Origin of the sequence: Paenibacillus anaericanus (assembly GCF_003994475.1) — a bacterium.
In the GTDB taxonomy this organism is placed as follows: Bacteria; Bacillota; Bacilli; order Paenibacillales; family Paenibacillaceae; genus Fontibacillus; species Fontibacillus anaericanus.
Genome location: NZ_RZNY01000017.1, coordinates 66,016 through 81,822, shown reverse-complemented (window position 1 = coordinate 81,822; position 15,807 = coordinate 66,016). Strand labels below are relative to the sequence as shown.

Here is a 15,807-nt window from a genome sequence, read left to right as displayed (position 1 = left end):
AATGGTTACAGAGTAATTAATTACATCAAACTTGACCAAATAATTTGCTTGGTACCCAACACGGAGAGAGGCACCCATGAATACGCAGATGGTACGAAGAAGACGACTACCAATTGTTCAGCAGGGTCTACAAATAGGGCTGAACGGCCCGCCCCTTCCAACTGAAACGTACCGATCGATTCGAAAGACATATGATCAATAGCGAGGTCGAAGCCAAGTGCTTGACCTTTATCTTTGATTTTCCCACCCCAATGGTATGCCGGAATATTGAACAGATGACGACGCGTTAACAAATCGACTGTTCTACGCCCTAAAATTCGTTGCCCTTCGAAAGTACCACCATTCAAGAGCATTTGTCCGAACTTCCATAAATCATATAAGGTTGAATGAAGTCCGCTATCTGATCTCGGAGGTCCACCAGTTCTGTCCTGTCGGCTTGTAAGTGAATCGTGGTCATACTGATCCACAATAAGCACTTGATTGTGTAATTCCTGCGGAACATCGAAGTAGGTTCGGCTCATTCCTAATGGAAGTAGAATCTGCTCCGTAATGTATTGTTCATACGGCACACCCGATACTCGAGTAATGATTTCCCCCAGTAAGGCGTAGCCGACTGTCGAATAATTGTAGGCTGTTCCTGGTTCACATACCAAGGTTCCTTGTAGTATTTTACGAATCCAATTGTCAAAACCCTGTGCTCCCCACCATTCTCGTGGATAGGGCTCATTGAAATAACCGGACACGGGCATAATACCGGATGTATGCGTTAATAAGTGAAAGATGGTAATGTCTTGATGTGTCGAATTGTTAAACTCGTCTAGAATTGTAACCACCGGCTGATCCAAGTAAAGCTTACCATCCTCGATCAGTGTACCTATTGCGACGTTAGTGAATGATTTCGTTAAAGAAGACAGTTTGCGAATGGAATCTGGTTGCAAATCACCGTGCTCTTGCGTACCATCTAGCTTCCCTAATGAATTCCATGCAGCAATCTTCCCGTGCCGTGCCACAAGATAACTGGCTGCTTGGAGCTCCCCACGTTCCATTAATCCATAGAAGTGAGCCTTCAATTTGTTCAACTGCTCGGAGCTGAGCCCTACTTCCTCCGGAGCTACATCTACAGCTCCCTTGTATATACGAACGCCTTCTGGAATCTCATTCATTAATTTCCCTCGCCTTCCTTAAAGTAGGAACAATGGAGTTATTCTAACGAATAGACCTTATGTTGTCTATAAGTGTTCGAGAAGTGCGTTATTTTGTATAATAAAACATTTGTTTTTATCACAATATAGAATCAATAGCTTTCTGAGTTATTAAATAGCAGTTGACAGTTTACAACAAATAAAGTATCTTAATATTAAGATATTTCATGTCGAGATAATTTTGTTATGCAAAATATATTTACGGTATTGTAGGAGGTGGAATAAGCATGGATCAAACTAAGAATGAGTCCCTAGATCTCTACGTTGCACTTACAAGAGCAACCCAATGGCTGAATGCTCATACCGAAAGGGATATTCGACAATATGGTCTAACTCGAACTGAATTTGGGGTTCTTGAGCTACTATATCATAAGGGATCGCAACCCATTCAACAAATCTGTGGTAAGGTGCTTATGAGTAGTGGGAATATCACGTATGTCGTTGATAAACTAGAGAAAAAAGGCCTCGTTGCCCGTAGAGCTTCTACGGAAGACCGCCGTCTAATATACGCAGAGATAACGAATCAGGGAGAGCAATTTATAGAAGAAGTTTTTCCTAAGCATACGGAAGTGATAGAGCAAGCGATGGCTGGTCTTTCTCCAGAAGAGAAATCTGTAGCGGCACAGCTTTTGAAGAAGTTAGGTAAGTACGCTCAGGAGAATTTTAAGTAGAACATTCATACCCTATGTCTGTTTCTTGCAGATCACACTGAAGGGGGTTCCAGTTAGATGGTAGTGTTGGAGGTTATCGCAACTTGTGTAGAGGATGCGTTGCTAGCTGAAGAATGTGGTGCGGGTCGTCTTGAATTGATTACTGCTATCACAGAAGGTGGATTAACTCCTAGTATTGGAATGATTGAGCAAGTCGTTGCTGCCGTCGATATCCCGGTAAATGTTATGGTACGACCACATAGTCGGTCTTTTGTATATGGGAAGCAGGATGTAGCTACGATGTCAGCGGACATCAAGGCAATCGCAGCAACGGGTGCAGCGGGAATTGTCATAGGTGCTTTGACGGTGGACCGGGGCATTGATGAAGCATTTCTAGAACAAGTGCTTCCACTCGCCGGAAAGTTGGATGTAACCTTTCATCGTGCCTTTGATGAATTAGAGGATATGGTTGCTGGGTTAAGGACACTCTTGCGTTACCACCAAATATCCCGTGTACTAACTTCAGGTGGAGTAAGACCAGCGCCAGAAGCAGTGCCGATGATTCGCAAACTAGTTGAAATAACTAGGGACAGGGAGGCAGGTTCATTGTCTCAACCTTTCAGTGGGCATTCACTAAGTATTCTCGCAGGTCATGGTCTGACAATTGAAGGAATCGAGTCATTTATTGAAGCTACGGGCGTATCTGAAGTGCATTTTGGCTCCGCAGTTCGGTTGGATAGCTCGGCTTTAGCGCCGATAGACCCGACTCGATTGAAGGACTTAGTTAATAAAATCAGTTACATTGGCTGATGGTTGATGGATATGCTGTTGACCACATTAATGAAGGGGTAGGCTTCGGAGCCTACTCCAAATACATCACAGGCTATGGTGAGTTATTCACTCATTCTTACGCCATATATCTTTATATAAAGATTCTTGAAACAAACATAAAAGAACATAAGGGAGAGTTTTAAAAATGAGTATAGCATTAGGTTTATTAATTGTTAGGTTAGTAATTGGATTGACGTTTGTAGGACATGGCGCACAGAAGTTGTTTGGATGGTTTGGGGGATACGGACCCAAAGGAACGGGAGGTTGGATGGAATCCATCGGCATTAAGCCGGGAATTCTGATGGCAGTTATGGCGGGTCTTTCAGAATTGATTGGTGGGCTACTTCTCACTCTAGGATTATTTACTCCGTTCGCTGCTGCGCTGATCGTCATAACGATGTTAGTTGCAATTGTTACGGTACATGGTAAGAACGGCTTCTGGTCCACTGGAAACGGATATGAATACAACTTGATCGTGATTGCAATAGCTGTGGGAATTGCACTGATTGGCGGCGGAGATTACTCCATTGACGCGATTCTGTAACTATAAAAGACAACTTAACTGAGACAACCTAGGAGGAATATTTTAATGAGTGAATTTACTTCTTTACTTAAATCGCGCAGATCGGCGAATAAATTTGTTACCGGAGTTACAATAGAAGATAAGGAGCTGGATGAAATTTTTCAGCTTACGAAATTTGTTCCATCTGCATTCAATTTACAGCATGCTCACTACGTTGTTGTTAAAGACCACGAGCAGAAGCAGAAGGTGTACGAAGCTGCAAACAAACAATATAAGGTTGAAACAGCTTCAGCCGTCATCGTAGTTTTGGGTAATAAAGATGCATATAAAGATGTCGCAAAAATTAACGAAGGTTCGCTCAATTTGGGCATCCTTAGTAAACAAGAGTATGATATGACTGTGTCCAGTGTACTGGAGTTCTATGAAACCCGGGGTGAGTCATTTCAGCGGGATGAAGCGATCCGAAATGCAAGCTTGTCTGCTATGGCAATGATGTTGATTGCTAAGGATAAAGGATGGGATACTTGCCCTATGATCGGATTTGATCCGGATGCATTAAGTGATATACTGCAAATCCCAGATTCATATGTTCCTGCTATGCTAATCGCAATTGGCAAAGAGGATACGACGAGCATGAGACCACGTGGCTATCGCAAGCCCGTAGCTGAATTTGTTAGTTACAATAAGTTCTAATAGGTACCGTTAAAGATATCAGGAAGTTATCTTATATAATGAACCCGGTTTATGCGGGTGTTGGAGGGTGATCTATAATGAAGCATATTTTTCAAAAAGGAACGGATCGGGAGGCGCCAGTGTTACTTCTACTACATGGTACTGGTGGAACTGAAAATGACTTAATACCACTAGCAGAGCTAATATCTCCTGGGTCGTCCGTATTGAGTGTACGAGGGAATGTACTGGAGAACGGAATGCCGCGGTTCTTCCGCCGTCTGTCGGAAGGAATATTTGATGAGGAAGATTTGATCTTTCGTACAAAAGAGTTGAATGATTTTCTAGATCAGGCTGCTGCCGATTATGGATTTGATCGTAAACAAGTGGTGGCAGTTGGTTATTCTAACGGTGCCAATATCGCCGCAAGTCTCCTGTTCCATTATTCAGATGCGCTCCGTGGGGCGATTCTACACCATCCGATGGTGCCACGCCGGGGGATTGAACTACCTGATTTAGCTGGGGTTCCCATCTTTATCGGAGCAGGAAGTAACGATAACATGTGCCCACCTAATGAGACAAGAGATTTGGATGGTATTCTGACCGGAGCAGGGGCACAAGTTACAGTTCATTGGGAAGCATTTGGCCATCAGTTAACTTCTTCTGAGGTGAAGGCTGCTGGGATCTGGTATCAACAAAATTTTGCATAAAAATTGACTGATTAATCAACTGCGAGCGAGGAGGGATGCAGAATGTTATCGTTTGATCCGAACAACCAAAGTGAACGTGATAACTATAAGCTCTTAATTGGTAGTATCATCCCACGACCTATAGCGATGGTAACAACATTGTCTAGTAGTGGGGTGTTGAATGCTGCACCTTACAGCTATTTTAATATCGTGACGGCGAATCCTCCTCTGATATCGATTTCTGTACAGCGAAAGCAGGGTGTACCGAAAGATACTTCAAGGAACGCCATAGAGTCGGGTGCTTTTGTAGTTCACATATCGGATGAATCCTACATTCAGGAGATTAATGTAACAGCTGCTAGTCTGCCGCCAGAAGAGAGTGAAGTTGACTTAGCTGGACTTACCCCGATCAAAAGTGAAGTGATCTCTGTACCTGGCCTTGCTGAAGCCAAAATCCGCATGGAATGTCTGCTGGAGCAAGTGATCCCACTTGGCGGAACAGCGGAGGCACCCGCTACCGATTTGTTAATTGGGCGGGTGGTCCAATTTCACATCGATGAGTCTTTATATCAAGATGGACATATCGATCCGGAAGGATTGAAACCGGTGAGCCGTTTGGCAGGGACTAACTATTCTAAACTGGGTGAAATCTTTTCGATTGAACGCCCAGATTAACGAAAAATACTACGATATAAAAAGCATTCCAGCCCTTCATAAAGAGACGGAATGCTTTTTGTATGCTATCGCAGATATCCTCCATTATTAATATCAAAGGTTGCTCCTGTATAGTGCTTCGCTTTATCTGATAATAAGAAAGCTACAGTATTAGCAACATCTTCGGGCAATACAGGTGTGTTGATAAGTTGATGTTGTAAATACTCTTCTTTTCTCCATTCAGGTATCGTATTCATCATGGGAGTGTTGACCATCGTAGGAGCAACTGCATTAACTCGAATGTAAGGCGAAAAATTCATCGCGCAACTTTTCGTTAAACCTAGTATGGCAGCTTTGGATGAACCGTAAATGGCATCTGAACTGCCTTCAATACCTGAAACTGAGGACATATTCACGATAATTCCTTCGCGCTGGCTATTCATCAATAGTCTGCCGAACATTTGCGAGAAGTAAATAAACCCCTTTACGTTTATATTAAGAACTTGATCTATTTCTTCAGCCTGATAATCTAGTATATTTTTAGCTAAATAAATGCCGGCATTATTAACTAGTCCATTAATGTTAGGGTGTTCTGCCTTCACATAGTCAAAAAATAATGCGACCTCATCATAATTGCTCACATCTAATGGATATGTATATAGAACAAGATGGTCAGCTGTTGAACGTTTTAAGTCATCTAAGGAATGTTCATTAATATCGCATGCTATAACCGAAGCACCCTCAAGTAAGCATTGTGTGACAACTTCCCTTCCAATTCCTGAAGCTGCACCCGTTACGATTACTATTCTATTTTTGAGCACGAATATAACTCCCCTCTCTACCGCAGAAAATCTTTCTCAAATTGTATAACTAAATGATGAGGGTGTACATCAGATTATAGAATTAACTCCCACGTTTCCCCAATGACCTCTGGACCATAGTTGCTATGCTTTTCCTCAGCTACAAGTGTAAAACCTGCTTTGCGATAGATGTGACGTGCTTCCTTGAGTACATGATTAGTCCATAATACTAGCTTTTGGTATTTTGCACGTTTGGCAAACTGAATTGCTTCTTCAACGAGGCGTGTACCCAGCCCCATCCCACGTGCTTTTGGGTCAACTATGAGCAAGCGAAGTTTAGCAATTGTGTCACTCTCCTGTACAACAACGATAGAACCGACGATTTCTCCGTTCATTTCAGCGATCCAGCAACGTTCCTGTTTAGGGTTGTAGTTATTAATAAATTCAGTTGCTATTTGCAATACGGAGGCTTCAAACCGTTCATCCCAACCATATTCTTGAGCATAGAGCACACCATGTTTATGAACGATCCAACCCATATCTCCCGGCTCATGAGGCCGTAAGATAAACGGTTTAGAATATTTGAAGTCTTTAGTTAACAGCTTTTCGATAGTTTGCATAGCTTTAAACAGCTGAACTTGATCCCCCTCTGAGAGCTCACTAAGCATCTCGGCTACTTCTTCATTTGAGCGTTCATTAAGAGGCAGATAAACCTCTTTACCTTCGGGAGTGAGTTGCAGAATCCGTTGCCTACCATCGGTTTCCGAGCGGACTTTAACGATAAGTCCTTGCTGTTCAAGACGAGCCAGGATACGACTAAGGTAACCTGCATCAAGTCCCAACTCCTTGGTTAGGTCAGATGCAGTCGGATTGTCTCGATGGGCTAGTTCAAACATAATACGGACTTCAGTGAGAGAGTAAGGACTATGTAACAAACCTTCTTGCAAAACTCCTATATTACGAGTGATAAAACGATTGAAGTGCCGTACGGTATGGATTCTATTTTCTAAAGTAATTAATGACATGGAAACACCTCCTTTTTATATATTTAAATTAATTAGTTGCTTTTGTCAATTAATTAGTTGTTGATAAGCAACTAAATTCCATTCCATTCATTTGCGTGCATTTTAAGATATATTACAAAATACGAGGTTTTCTGCCATTATTTCCGATACCGAATCACAATTCCTAACGTATAATATATGTAAATATAGAAGGCTTAGGAGGATGACGTCATTTGGGACTCTTTTCGTTTATCAAAGGTCAATTTATTGAAGTTATTGAATGGAATGATACAACAGGTTCGGTAGTATACAAATTTCCAGTGTATGATAACGCCATTAAAATGGGTGCGCAATTAACTGTTCGTGAATCGCAGGCAGCTATTTTTGTGAATGAAGGTGTCATTGCCGATATATTTGGTCCTGGCCGTCACACGCTTAGCACGCAGAATATGCCCGTACTTACAGGTCTTAAATCTTGGAAATATGGGTTTAACTCGCCATTTAAGGCGGATGTCTACTTTGTGAGCACTGCGATCTTTACGGATCAGAAGTGGGGAACAACCAATCCAGTCATTATGCGTGATCCTGAATTTGGGATGATTCGTTTGCGTGGTTTTGGTAATTATTCGTTTAGAGTAAGTGACCCGGCCTTGTTCATGCGTGGGATATTCGGAACCAATGAGAACTTTAGCGCGGAGAGCCTTAACGGTTTTTTCAAAACACTTATTGTCTCCAATATTAGCGATATGTTAGCCGAATCCAAAATTCCTGTGGCTGATCTTGCTGCAAGTTACCAAGAACTAAGCCATCAAGCGGGTCAACGTCTTAACCAGAGTTTTGCTGACATCGGACTGTCGCTAGTGGGATTCGTGATTGAGAACCTATCTTTGCCTGAAGAAGTGGAGAAAATGATTGATCGTAAATCTTCCATGAACATCGCTGGAAATCTCGATCAGTATATGAAGTATCAGGCTGCTGAAGCTATTCGTGAAGCTGCGAATAATTCGGATAACGGACTTGCAGGTGCGGGAGCAGGAATGGGTGCTGCCATGGCTATGGGACAAATGTTTAATGGAGTGATGAATAACTCTAATCTTACACCTCAGCAAGCAGCTCCATCTCCGGCGACCCCACCCGTAATGGGAACGATAGCTTGTGAACATTGTGGTCATCAGAATCCACCAGGGGCTAAATTTTGCTCGGATTGTGGTACACCAAAGGCAGAGGTGAAATTCTGTTCCCAGTGTGGGACTGAGCAGGCGCCAAATAGTAAGTTTTGTTCCGGGTGTGGAACTAAACAGTAAAGGATGAGGGATGGATTATGAGTTCTGAAGCAAATCAGGTTAGTTTCCCTTGCCAAAGCTGTGGTGGCCAGATGATGTTTGATACGGAGAGTCAAAATCTCAAATGTGGATATTGTGCTAGAGAAGAGACGATAGAGAATATCATGACCGAGCCCCAAGAGCACAGCTTGAATTTCGCGGATGTAGAAGAAGCGGCTTCTACGGATTGGGATACAGAACAACAGGCGTTGTCTTGTTCAAACTGCGGGGGACAGATGCTGCTGAGTAATCATCAAACCGCTGTGACCTGTCCTTTTTGCGGATCGCCAAAAGTATTGCCTCAAAATGATGCGGAAAGAAGTATACGTCCTGAATCGGTTCTACCCTTTCGGATCTCACAAGAGCAAGCCATTTCCTCATTCCGTGCATGGAAACGAAAACGTTGGTTTGCACCTAACCAATTTAAGAAACAGAATGTTAATTCAAGTCTGAATGGTATCTACATTCCCCATTGGACTTATGATGCGAATACCTCCTCAGCTTACACAGCAGAGGTAGGTACATACCATTACCGGAATGAGACAAGGACGCGCACAGTCAATGGCAAGACGGAAACCTATACCGAGCGGGTACGATATACGGTGTGGCATTCTACGAGTGGTACTTATAGTAGGTTTTTTGATGATGTACTCATCCCCGCTTCTGGACAATATGATGCGAAGTTGTTGGGGAATATCGGGAAATTTGATCTCAAGAATCTAGCAGCTTACAAGCCACACTATATTAGTGGTTTCATAGCAGAGCGGTATTCGGTACCGCTTAAGCAAGGTTGGGATCAAGCGACGAACGTTATGGATGGAGCGATTAGTGGAGGGGTGCGAGGTCAGATTGGCGGGGACGAACAGCGGAACGTGAATATACGGACTCATTACTCCAATGCTACCTACAAGCACATCCTATTGCCGATATGGAATGCGATTTATACATACCAGAATAAGCAATTCAGGTATATGGTTAACGGAGAGACGGGTGCCGTATCGGGTAAAGCGCCTAAGAGTGCTTGGAAAATCACTTTCTTCTCGCTATTCTGGGTCGCCGTACTTGTTTTATTGATTTACTTTATTAGTCAGTCGCAATAGTTCTGATTACAATTTAAAATGCACATTGCAAAAAGCATTTCATCCCCATTCAAAAGGGGGTGAAATGCTTTTTTATTAGGGTTGATTTATAGTTTGACCCAAGCAACCAGACCATCGGGTTGGTCGGGGTTAATGCCCTGACGGTCAGCACTAGTCAAAGCAACGATTTGTGGAATGAAGATAAACGGAATACCTTGTACGGCAACATCTAATCTGTTGTCTGAGATGACAGCTAGATCTACGTGTTCTGCCGCTACAGCATCGGCATGATCGGCGAATGCGATAATCGTAGCACCTCTGCCTTTGATGTCACGCATTAGATTGCGTTGTTGTTCTGTACCATTACCAGTGATCGCCGCGATCACAAGTGTATCCGGTCCAACAGTTACCATCGGACCATGACGAACGTCCAGCAGGTGGTAGGAATGTGCTTGTACCTTTGCAATCTCAGTCAAAGCGATAGCACCTTCGGAAGCAAGACCTTGAAGCTCGCCATCAGCAAGCACAACGGCATTCGTCCAAGCGAAATCAGCTGTTTTACGAATATCACTTTCTACGCGTGCCATGTAGGCTTCGCCTTGGTTGATCGCCTTTTGGATGTCTGCGATAACAACTTCATCGTTGCCGAGGAATGCGGTCAACATCAGGTTAGCTACATAAAGATTGGTTACGGTACGAGTCTGGCAGACACTGTGGTCGAATGCCCAAGGTAACTCTAGCGATAAATTCGCCTTTTTCGAAAGTGGTGAATCTGTCACACAGGAAAGTGTCAGTACAGCAATAGGCTTATCATTTTGAAGCAATCGTAGTGCTTCAACTACTTCACTTGTGCTGCCGGAACGCGATGGAGCTACCAATAGAGTTTTGTCTAACAAAGTGTTGTACCGCTCAGGGTTTAACATGAGATCGCCACCAGCTAATGCGCTTGCTGGAAGTCCCGCACGCAGACGAGTAGAGAATGCAGCCGATTCACTTAAGCAGTAGCTTGACCCACAGCCAACAAAGGTAACGGAAGTGATGGACTCAGATTTTGCAAAGGCAATAATTTCTTGTCTTTTAGAGAGCATGTAATCATAGGTTTGTTGTAAAGCCGTATATTGTTGCTTAATTTCGCTATAAGTTAAGCTCATGGATAATAGCCTCCTAAATATTGTTGTGTATGTAATGTGAGTGTAAATCAATTCGATCATAATTTCAATCATAAAAAGAAAAATTTAATCAATTAATGATAATTACAATCATTTTGAGGTGTGTTTTGTGTATTTTTTATTGCTTATTTATCAAAATAATCAAAAAAAGATTGAAAAAATCAATAAATGAGATTATTATAATCATGAAATGAAATAAAACATCAGACCGATTTCGCCACATATATAAGGGGGAAATGTTGATGCAGCATAAAGCAACTCGAATTTATAACGCACGGATTCTTACGCCTGATGGCTGGATTGAGAATGGTAGCTTACTTATCAAGAATGGAACGATTACTCAAATCTCTACTTCTGAACCGAATGTAGAGGATGATAGCGTAGGACTTGAACATGTGGACGCCTGTGGAGGGCTTTTGTTACCAGGGTTCATCGATATTCACGTTCATGGTGGTGGTGGTTACGATGCCATGCTGGGGAATGTAGATCAGATTCAGGGTATGTGTAGATTTCATGCTTCTAATGGAACAACTTCATTACTAGCAACGACGCTTACTGCGACACATGAAGAAATCATTACAGCTCTGGAATGTGCTGCACAATCGATGAAGATAGAACGTGAACCGGATGGGGCTAACTTGTTAGGTGTTCATCTGGAAGGACCATTTCTGAATGCAGCTAGATGTGGGGCACAGAACCCAGCGGATCTTCGTGAACCTTCTATAGAAGAATTCGATGCCTTCTGGTCAGCTTCGCAAGGGACCATCAAGCTCATGACGATTGCACCTGAACTGAACCATGCGGAAGAAGTCATCCGTCATGCTGTGCACAAAGGAGTCGTTATTTCCTTGGGTCATACCGATGCCGACTTCGAAACAATGCAACGCGCGACGGAGTGGGGCGCTTCGCAGGTAACCCATCTCTTCAATGGGATGAAGCCTTTACATCATAGAGAACCTGGTGCCGCTGGTGGATCACTGATGCTGGATCAATTAGCAGTTGAAGTAATTTGCGATGGTATTCACGTACACCCTAGTTTAATCAAATGGGCTTTCGACATTAAGCCAGAGGGCAAAGTTCTTCTGATCACAGATAGTATGTGTGCGGCTGGATGTCCCGATGGGGAATATGTGCTTGGTAAGCTGCCGGTCATCATGAAACAAGGCAAAGTGTATCTGAAACAAGAAGATGGAACAGAAGGCGGCCTAGCAGGCAGTTCACTGACGATGATTGAGGCTTTGGCTAACGCAGTTAAGTTTACAGGAATGGATGTTGCGGATCTTGTTCCTGCACTAACAATTCATCCAGCTACACAAATTGGAGTTCACGATTCTAAGGGAACCATTGAGCTGGGCAAGGATGCAGATTTAATCATAGTAAATGAACATTTTAAAGTGCTTCAAACTTTTGTGCAAGGGCATCAGGTCTACGCTTGTGCGGACTAGTACTTTGATTATTTGGAACGGGAGAGGAGGGATCTTCTATGAAATATGCAGTTGGTGTTGATGTTGGTGGTACCAATATTGAGTGCGGCATATTGGATGAACTCGGCAATGTCCTGATTAAACGGAAATATCCAACCAAGCCTGAAAGAGGCGTAGACGCTATTTTAGAGAGCATAGCTGTAACGCTTGAACAGCTTAGTGAAGAAGCTGGAATCGCTGCCCATGATATAGAAGTTATTGGCTTAGGTATTCCAGGACTTGTTGATCCCGAGGCAGGCATTAGTCTTCGGGCAGTTAATCTGAACTGGAATCAAGTACCTGTGGCGGCTAAGCTCAGGGCAATTACAGGTAAGCCGGTCTTTATAGATAATGATGTCCGCATGTATGTATATGGAGAAGCGGTTGCAGGTGCTGGCCGCGGTCACGATTACGTATACGGAATTACAATTGGCACGGGCTTGGCAGCTGCGTTTGTACAGCGCGGGGAAATACATCGTGGACACAACTTTATGGCGGGTGAGATCGGACATGTGCCGGTCGATCATGGGACCTTTGCGTGCGGCTGTGGAAGAATCGGCTGTCTCGAAACGATCGTATCTGCAACAGGGATTGCAAAGCAAGCTCAGACGCGAATAGAACTAGGCGAAGCAAGTCTGCTTAGCGAGTGGTTTCCTGATGTGAAAGATATCCGTTCAAGCGACGTTTCGCGTGCATGTCTAGCAGGTGACGATCTGTCACGTGATGTGCTTGAACAGACGGGACGTGTACTTGGGCGTGCATTGGCTTGGGTCGTACCGACTCTCTCGCCCGATGTGATTGTTATCGGTGGAGGGGGCGCCTTAGCTGGTGAGCTCATTTTTGCACCGATGAGAGAGGAATTAAATCATCGTTTACTCCAAGATTATCGCAATCATTTTGCTATCAAGAGTGCAGAACTTAGTGACGATGCCGGCATTATTGGAAGTGCGCTTTGGGCGCTACATCAACATAAACAAGGTTAAGAGATTACCACTATATAGCCAGTTTATCTGGCAAAACACACTTAGGAGGAACTTATCATGACACTTATCTCATCCACTGAAATGCTGCAAATCGCTCGTAAGAATAAATACGCTGTTGGTGCTTTCAACGTTCACACATTAGAAATGCTTCAAGCAGTAGTAGAGGCAGCGGTCGAAACTCAATCCCCACTCATCATTCAATCAACGGTTGGAACGGTGAAACACTTAGGTCCTGATTACATAGCGGAAGCTGCTAAAGTTGCTGCTGATCGTACTGGACTACCCATCGCTTTGCATTTGGACCATTGTACAGATTTTTCGACGATTGTTCAGTGTATCCGTGCAGGTTATACATCGGTCATGATCGATGCTTCTATGTTTGCGTTTGAAGAGAATGTGGAACGCACACTTAAAGTAATGGAAATCGCTCTTGCAGCAGGTGTAAATGTGGAAGCAGAACTTGGTAAAGTAGGCGGCGTTGAGGATGATATCGTCGTGGCTGAACACGAAGCCTTGCTTGCTGACCCTGAAGATTGCAGATTGTTTATTGAACGTACAGGTGTGCTTACACTAGCACCAGCAATCGGTACAGCTCATGGTATTTATAAAGGCGAGCCAAATATTGACTTTGACCGCATTGCAAAAATAGCTGAGATCGTTGATGTTCCGTTGGTTCTACATGGTGGTTCAGGAATTCCAGCTGAGCAAGTGAAGAAGGCAGTAGCTCTAGGGATGTCCAAAATGAACGTTGCTACAGAATTGCGTATCGCGTTCTCGAATGCAATTAAAGATGTATTCGCTGCTAACGTGGAAGAGAATGACCCTCGTAAATATATGGTTCCTGCTAAAGAAGCTGTGAAGCGCCTTGCGATTGAAAAAATGGAACTTTGCGGATGTATCGGAAAAGCCGGCGATCTTCGATGATTACAACGGTCACGCTAAATGCGGCCATAGATAAAACGTACTATGTAAATCAGTTTGAACTAGGCGGCGTGCAACGCGTCGCCCGGCAAATTGCCGAGCCAGGCGGCAAAGGTAATAATGTAGCCAAAGTGATCACACTACTTGGTGGTGAGGTAACGGCAACTGGATTTGTTGCTGGCAGTAGCGGTTCTTTTATTGAAAGTAGCTTGAACAATCGGGGAATTCAAACTTCCTTTGTTCGTGTAGCGGGAGAATCACGCGTATGTCTGAACATCATTGATGAGTCCAACGGAACCTCCACAGAGTTACTTGAACAGGGACCGACAATCAGTGACAATCAAATTACGGAGATGAAGCAGACGATACACAGACTTGCTCTACAATCGAGTGTTGTGGTGTTATCGGGTAGCTTACCACCTGGTGCACCTGCTGACTTGTATGCTGATCTTATCGGTATCATTCAGTCAACCAAGGCACGCGTATTCTTGGATACTAGCGGGGCAGCGCTGACTAGTGGATTGCAAGCTCGGCCTCATTTTGTGAAGCCGAATGAACATGAGCTAGCTGGATGGCTGGGACAAGATCAACTTAATGAGTCTGAATGGGCAGAGGCGGCGCAAAAACTAGCAGCTGAGGGGATCCCTCAAGTGTGTGTCACACTGGGTGACCGAGGAGCTATTGCATTCATCGATGGACAAGGGTACCGTGTTATTCCACCAAACATTCAGGCAGTGAATACGGTTGGCTGTGGGGATTCATTTGTTGCAGGTATGGCGTTTGCAGAAGAACGTGGAGATTCGCCTGCAGAGAAGCTACGCATTGCTTCAGCGGCAGCAGCAGCTAATGCGATGTCTGACAAAGCAGGCCATATCGAATATAAACTTTTTCAAGATTACGTTAAACAAGTTCAAGTCGTAGCCTTATAAGTCGTAGGGTTCGCTCGTAATATTACAATTGAATTAGCCTACTTGCAATTTAGTCCTCCATCCTACAAAATTAGGATTAGCATGGATGACGCAATGTCATCAAAGGAGAGAGTTATGGAATACTCAAAGAGTGAGTTGCGCAGGACCAAACTTCTGGAACTCATTAAATTGCATGGGAAAATATCGATTCAAGAAATTATCGAGACCATTGGGTGCTCGGAAGCTACCGCCAGGCGTGATCTCGATTTGTTAGAGAAATCAGGGCAGATCATTCGTACGATTGGGGGAGCCATCTATGAAGGGGCACTCATGCAGTCGACATCGGAATTGCCCTTTGCAGATAAACGGTTTTTTCAGCGGCAAGGCAAAGAACGGATCGCCGAGGTGGCTGCGGAACTGGTGGAAGAAGGAGACATCGTTTGCCTAACCGGAGGCACGACAACCTTTTTTATCGCCAGAGCTTTAAAAAAGCACCGGAACATCACGATTGTCACCAATGCGGTGAATATCGCTTCTGAGCTAGCAGATGCAGATGGTGTTCAAGTAGTGGTCATTGGCGGTGTCATGCGCGCGAAGAGTTACGAACTTAGTGGTCCACTTGCGGAAAGTGTTATTGAAAAGATCAACGTTACGAAGATGTTCCTTGGTGTAGACGGGGTATCTCAAGCTCATGGATTTACTATGCATTCTGAGTTGGAGGCTCGTATTGCCCAACTGCTAATCGAGCGTTCAAGCGAAGTATATGCTGTATTCGACCAAAGTAAGCTTGAGAAAAGCGCTCTGTTCACGATTATCCCATTGCATCGGGCAACGGGAGTCATTACGAATAAGCATCCAGAGGGCTGGTTTGAAGCAGCATGTAAAGAACAACAGATTGCGATTCATACAACGGTTGAAGATGTTGCTCATCAATCATAGC

General features: G+C 43.9%; 17 protein-coding genes. 13 read left to right on the top strand and 4 right to left on the bottom strand.

All coding sequences use genetic code 11. The features are described from left to right. Positions 1-20: 20 nt before the first annotated feature. Complete coding sequence (locus EJP82_RS19235) at positions 21-1,163, bottom strand: serine hydrolase domain-containing protein (protein ID WP_127193693.1); 1,143 nt, start codon at positions 1,161-1,163, stop codon at positions 21-23. Between the two features lie 266 nt (positions 1,164-1,429). Between EJP82_RS19235 and EJP82_RS19230 the strand changes: the two genes are divergently transcribed. The 6 genes from EJP82_RS19230 to EJP82_RS19205 all read left to right on the top strand — a co-directional run bounded on the left by EJP82_RS19230 (position 1,430) and on the right by EJP82_RS19205 (position 5,239). Then, entirely contained in the window at positions 1,430-1,873 is a 444-nt protein-coding gene (locus EJP82_RS19230) for a MarR family winged helix-turn-helix transcriptional regulator (RefSeq protein ID WP_127193692.1), read from the top strand. Positions 1,874-1,930: 57 nt separating this feature from the next. Then, positions 1,931-2,662 carry a copper homeostasis protein CutC gene (locus tag EJP82_RS19225; RefSeq protein ID WP_127193691.1) on the top strand — a complete coding sequence of 244 codons (732 nt, stop codon included), beginning with the start codon at positions 1,931-1,933 and terminating at the stop codon, positions 2,660-2,662. A gap of 166 nt (positions 2,663-2,828) precedes the next feature. Next, a complete protein-coding gene (locus tag EJP82_RS19220) occupies positions 2,829-3,227 on the top strand; it encodes a DoxX family protein (protein ID WP_127193690.1) in 399 nt (132 codons plus the stop codon). Positions 3,228-3,272: 45 nt separating this feature from the next. Then, positions 3,273-3,899 (top strand): nitroreductase family protein, encoded by a 627-nt coding sequence (locus EJP82_RS19215; protein WP_127193689.1) that lies wholly within the window; start codon positions 3,273-3,275, stop codon positions 3,897-3,899. 77 nt (positions 3,900-3,976) lie between these two features. Further along, positions 3,977-4,585, top strand: a complete 609-nt coding sequence (locus EJP82_RS19210; RefSeq protein ID WP_127193688.1) for an alpha/beta hydrolase — start codon at positions 3,977-3,979, stop codon at positions 4,583-4,585. Between the two features lie 42 nt (positions 4,586-4,627). Next, positions 4,628-5,239 (top strand): flavin reductase family protein, encoded by a 612-nt coding sequence (locus EJP82_RS19205; RefSeq protein WP_127193687.1) that lies wholly within the window; start codon positions 4,628-4,630, stop codon positions 5,237-5,239. 65 nt (positions 5,240-5,304) lie between these two features. Here EJP82_RS19205 and EJP82_RS19200 read toward each other — a convergent pair whose 3' ends face one another. Both EJP82_RS19200 and EJP82_RS19195 read right to left on the bottom strand, forming a co-directional pair. Beyond that, on the bottom strand, positions 5,305-6,039 hold the full coding sequence (locus EJP82_RS19200; protein WP_127193686.1) for an SDR family NAD(P)-dependent oxidoreductase: 735 nt from the start codon (positions 6,037-6,039) through the stop codon (positions 5,305-5,307). A gap of 74 nt (positions 6,040-6,113) precedes the next feature. Then, positions 6,114-7,043, bottom strand: coding sequence for a bifunctional helix-turn-helix transcriptional regulator/GNAT family N-acetyltransferase (locus EJP82_RS19195; protein ID WP_127193685.1), 930 nt, complete (start codon positions 7,041-7,043; stop codon positions 6,114-6,116). A gap of 212 nt (positions 7,044-7,255) precedes the next feature. Between EJP82_RS19195 and EJP82_RS19190 the strand changes: the two genes are divergently transcribed. Both EJP82_RS19190 and EJP82_RS19185 read left to right on the top strand, forming a co-directional pair. Then, entirely contained in the window at positions 7,256-8,326 is a 1,071-nt protein-coding gene (locus EJP82_RS19190) for an SPFH domain-containing protein (RefSeq protein WP_127193684.1), read from the top strand. A gap of 17 nt (positions 8,327-8,343) precedes the next feature. After that, positions 8,344-9,444 (top strand): TFIIB-type zinc ribbon-containing protein, encoded by a 1,101-nt coding sequence (locus EJP82_RS19185; RefSeq protein ID WP_127193683.1) that lies wholly within the window; start codon positions 8,344-8,346, stop codon positions 9,442-9,444. A gap of 86 nt (positions 9,445-9,530) precedes the next feature. On the opposite strand, the gene EJP82_RS19180 is transcribed toward EJP82_RS19185, so the two are convergent. Beyond that, positions 9,531-10,574 (bottom strand): SIS domain-containing protein, encoded by a 1,044-nt coding sequence (locus tag EJP82_RS19180; RefSeq protein WP_170220236.1) that lies wholly within the window; start codon positions 10,572-10,574, stop codon positions 9,531-9,533. Positions 10,575-10,834: 260 nt separating this feature from the next. Here EJP82_RS19180 and nagA point away from each other — a divergent pair, with 260 nt between their 5' ends. From nagA to EJP82_RS19155, 5 genes are all read left to right on the top strand, one after another. Then, positions 10,835-12,037, top strand: a complete 1,203-nt coding sequence (nagA, locus tag EJP82_RS19175; protein WP_170220235.1) for an N-acetylglucosamine-6-phosphate deacetylase — start codon at positions 10,835-10,837, stop codon at positions 12,035-12,037. A gap of 38 nt (positions 12,038-12,075) precedes the next feature. Then, positions 12,076-13,038 (top strand): ROK family protein, encoded by a 963-nt coding sequence (locus EJP82_RS19170; RefSeq protein ID WP_127193680.1) that lies wholly within the window; start codon positions 12,076-12,078, stop codon positions 13,036-13,038. A 57-nt stretch (positions 13,039-13,095) separates the two neighbouring features. Next, positions 13,096-13,962: a class II fructose-1,6-bisphosphate aldolase gene (fba, locus tag EJP82_RS19165; protein ID WP_211350196.1), complete on the top strand. Its 867-nt coding sequence runs from the start codon at positions 13,096-13,098 to the stop codon at positions 13,960-13,962. After that, the gene (pfkB, locus tag EJP82_RS19160; RefSeq protein ID WP_127193678.1) at positions 13,959-14,888 is read left to right on the top strand and encodes a 1-phosphofructokinase; all 930 of its coding nucleotides are present in this window, start codon (positions 13,959-13,961) and stop codon (positions 14,886-14,888) included. Before fba ends, pfkB begins: the two co-directional genes overlap by 4 nt. Before the next feature lie 114 nt (positions 14,889-15,002). Beyond that, positions 15,003-15,806, top strand: a complete 804-nt coding sequence (locus EJP82_RS19155; RefSeq protein ID WP_127193677.1) for a DeoR/GlpR family DNA-binding transcription regulator — start codon at positions 15,003-15,005, stop codon at positions 15,804-15,806. The last annotated feature ends 1 nt before the right edge of the window (position 15,807 follow it).

Coding starts and splice junctions, on each gene's coding strand:
- EJP82_RS19220 (WP_127193690.1), top strand. CDS start 2,829: ATGAGTATAGCATTAGGTTTATTAATTGTTAGGTTAGTAATTGGATTG.
- nagA (WP_170220235.1), top strand. CDS start 10,835: ATGCAGCATAAAGCAACTCGAATTTATAACGCACGGATTCTTACGCCT.
- pfkB (WP_127193678.1), top strand. CDS start 13,959: ATGATTACAACGGTCACGCTAAATGCGGCCATAGATAAAACGTACTAT.
- EJP82_RS19155 (WP_127193677.1), top strand. CDS start 15,003: ATGGAATACTCAAAGAGTGAGTTGCGCAGGACCAAACTTCTGGAACTC.
- EJP82_RS19195 (WP_127193685.1), bottom strand. CDS start 7,043: ATGTCATTAATTACTTTAGAAAATAGAATCCATACCGTACGGCACTTC.
- EJP82_RS19225 (WP_127193691.1), top strand. CDS start 1,931: ATGGTAGTGTTGGAGGTTATCGCAACTTGTGTAGAGGATGCGTTGCTA.
- EJP82_RS19215 (WP_127193689.1), top strand. CDS start 3,273: ATGAGTGAATTTACTTCTTTACTTAAATCGCGCAGATCGGCGAATAAA.
- EJP82_RS19205 (WP_127193687.1), top strand. CDS start 4,628: ATGTTATCGTTTGATCCGAACAACCAAAGTGAACGTGATAACTATAAG.
- EJP82_RS19180 (WP_170220236.1), bottom strand. CDS start 10,574: ATGAGCTTAACTTATAGCGAAATTAAGCAACAATATACGGCTTTACAA.
- EJP82_RS19230 (WP_127193692.1), top strand. CDS start 1,430: ATGGATCAAACTAAGAATGAGTCCCTAGATCTCTACGTTGCACTTACA.
- EJP82_RS19170 (WP_127193680.1), top strand. CDS start 12,076: ATGAAATATGCAGTTGGTGTTGATGTTGGTGGTACCAATATTGAGTGC.
- EJP82_RS19185 (WP_127193683.1), top strand. CDS start 8,344: ATGAGTTCTGAAGCAAATCAGGTTAGTTTCCCTTGCCAAAGCTGTGGT.
- EJP82_RS19235 (WP_127193693.1), bottom strand. CDS start 1,163: ATGAATGAGATTCCAGAAGGCGTTCGTATATACAAGGGAGCTGTAGAT.
- fba (WP_211350196.1), top strand. CDS start 13,096: ATGACACTTATCTCATCCACTGAAATGCTGCAAATCGCTCGTAAGAAT.
- EJP82_RS19210 (WP_127193688.1), top strand. CDS start 3,977: ATGAAGCATATTTTTCAAAAAGGAACGGATCGGGAGGCGCCAGTGTTA.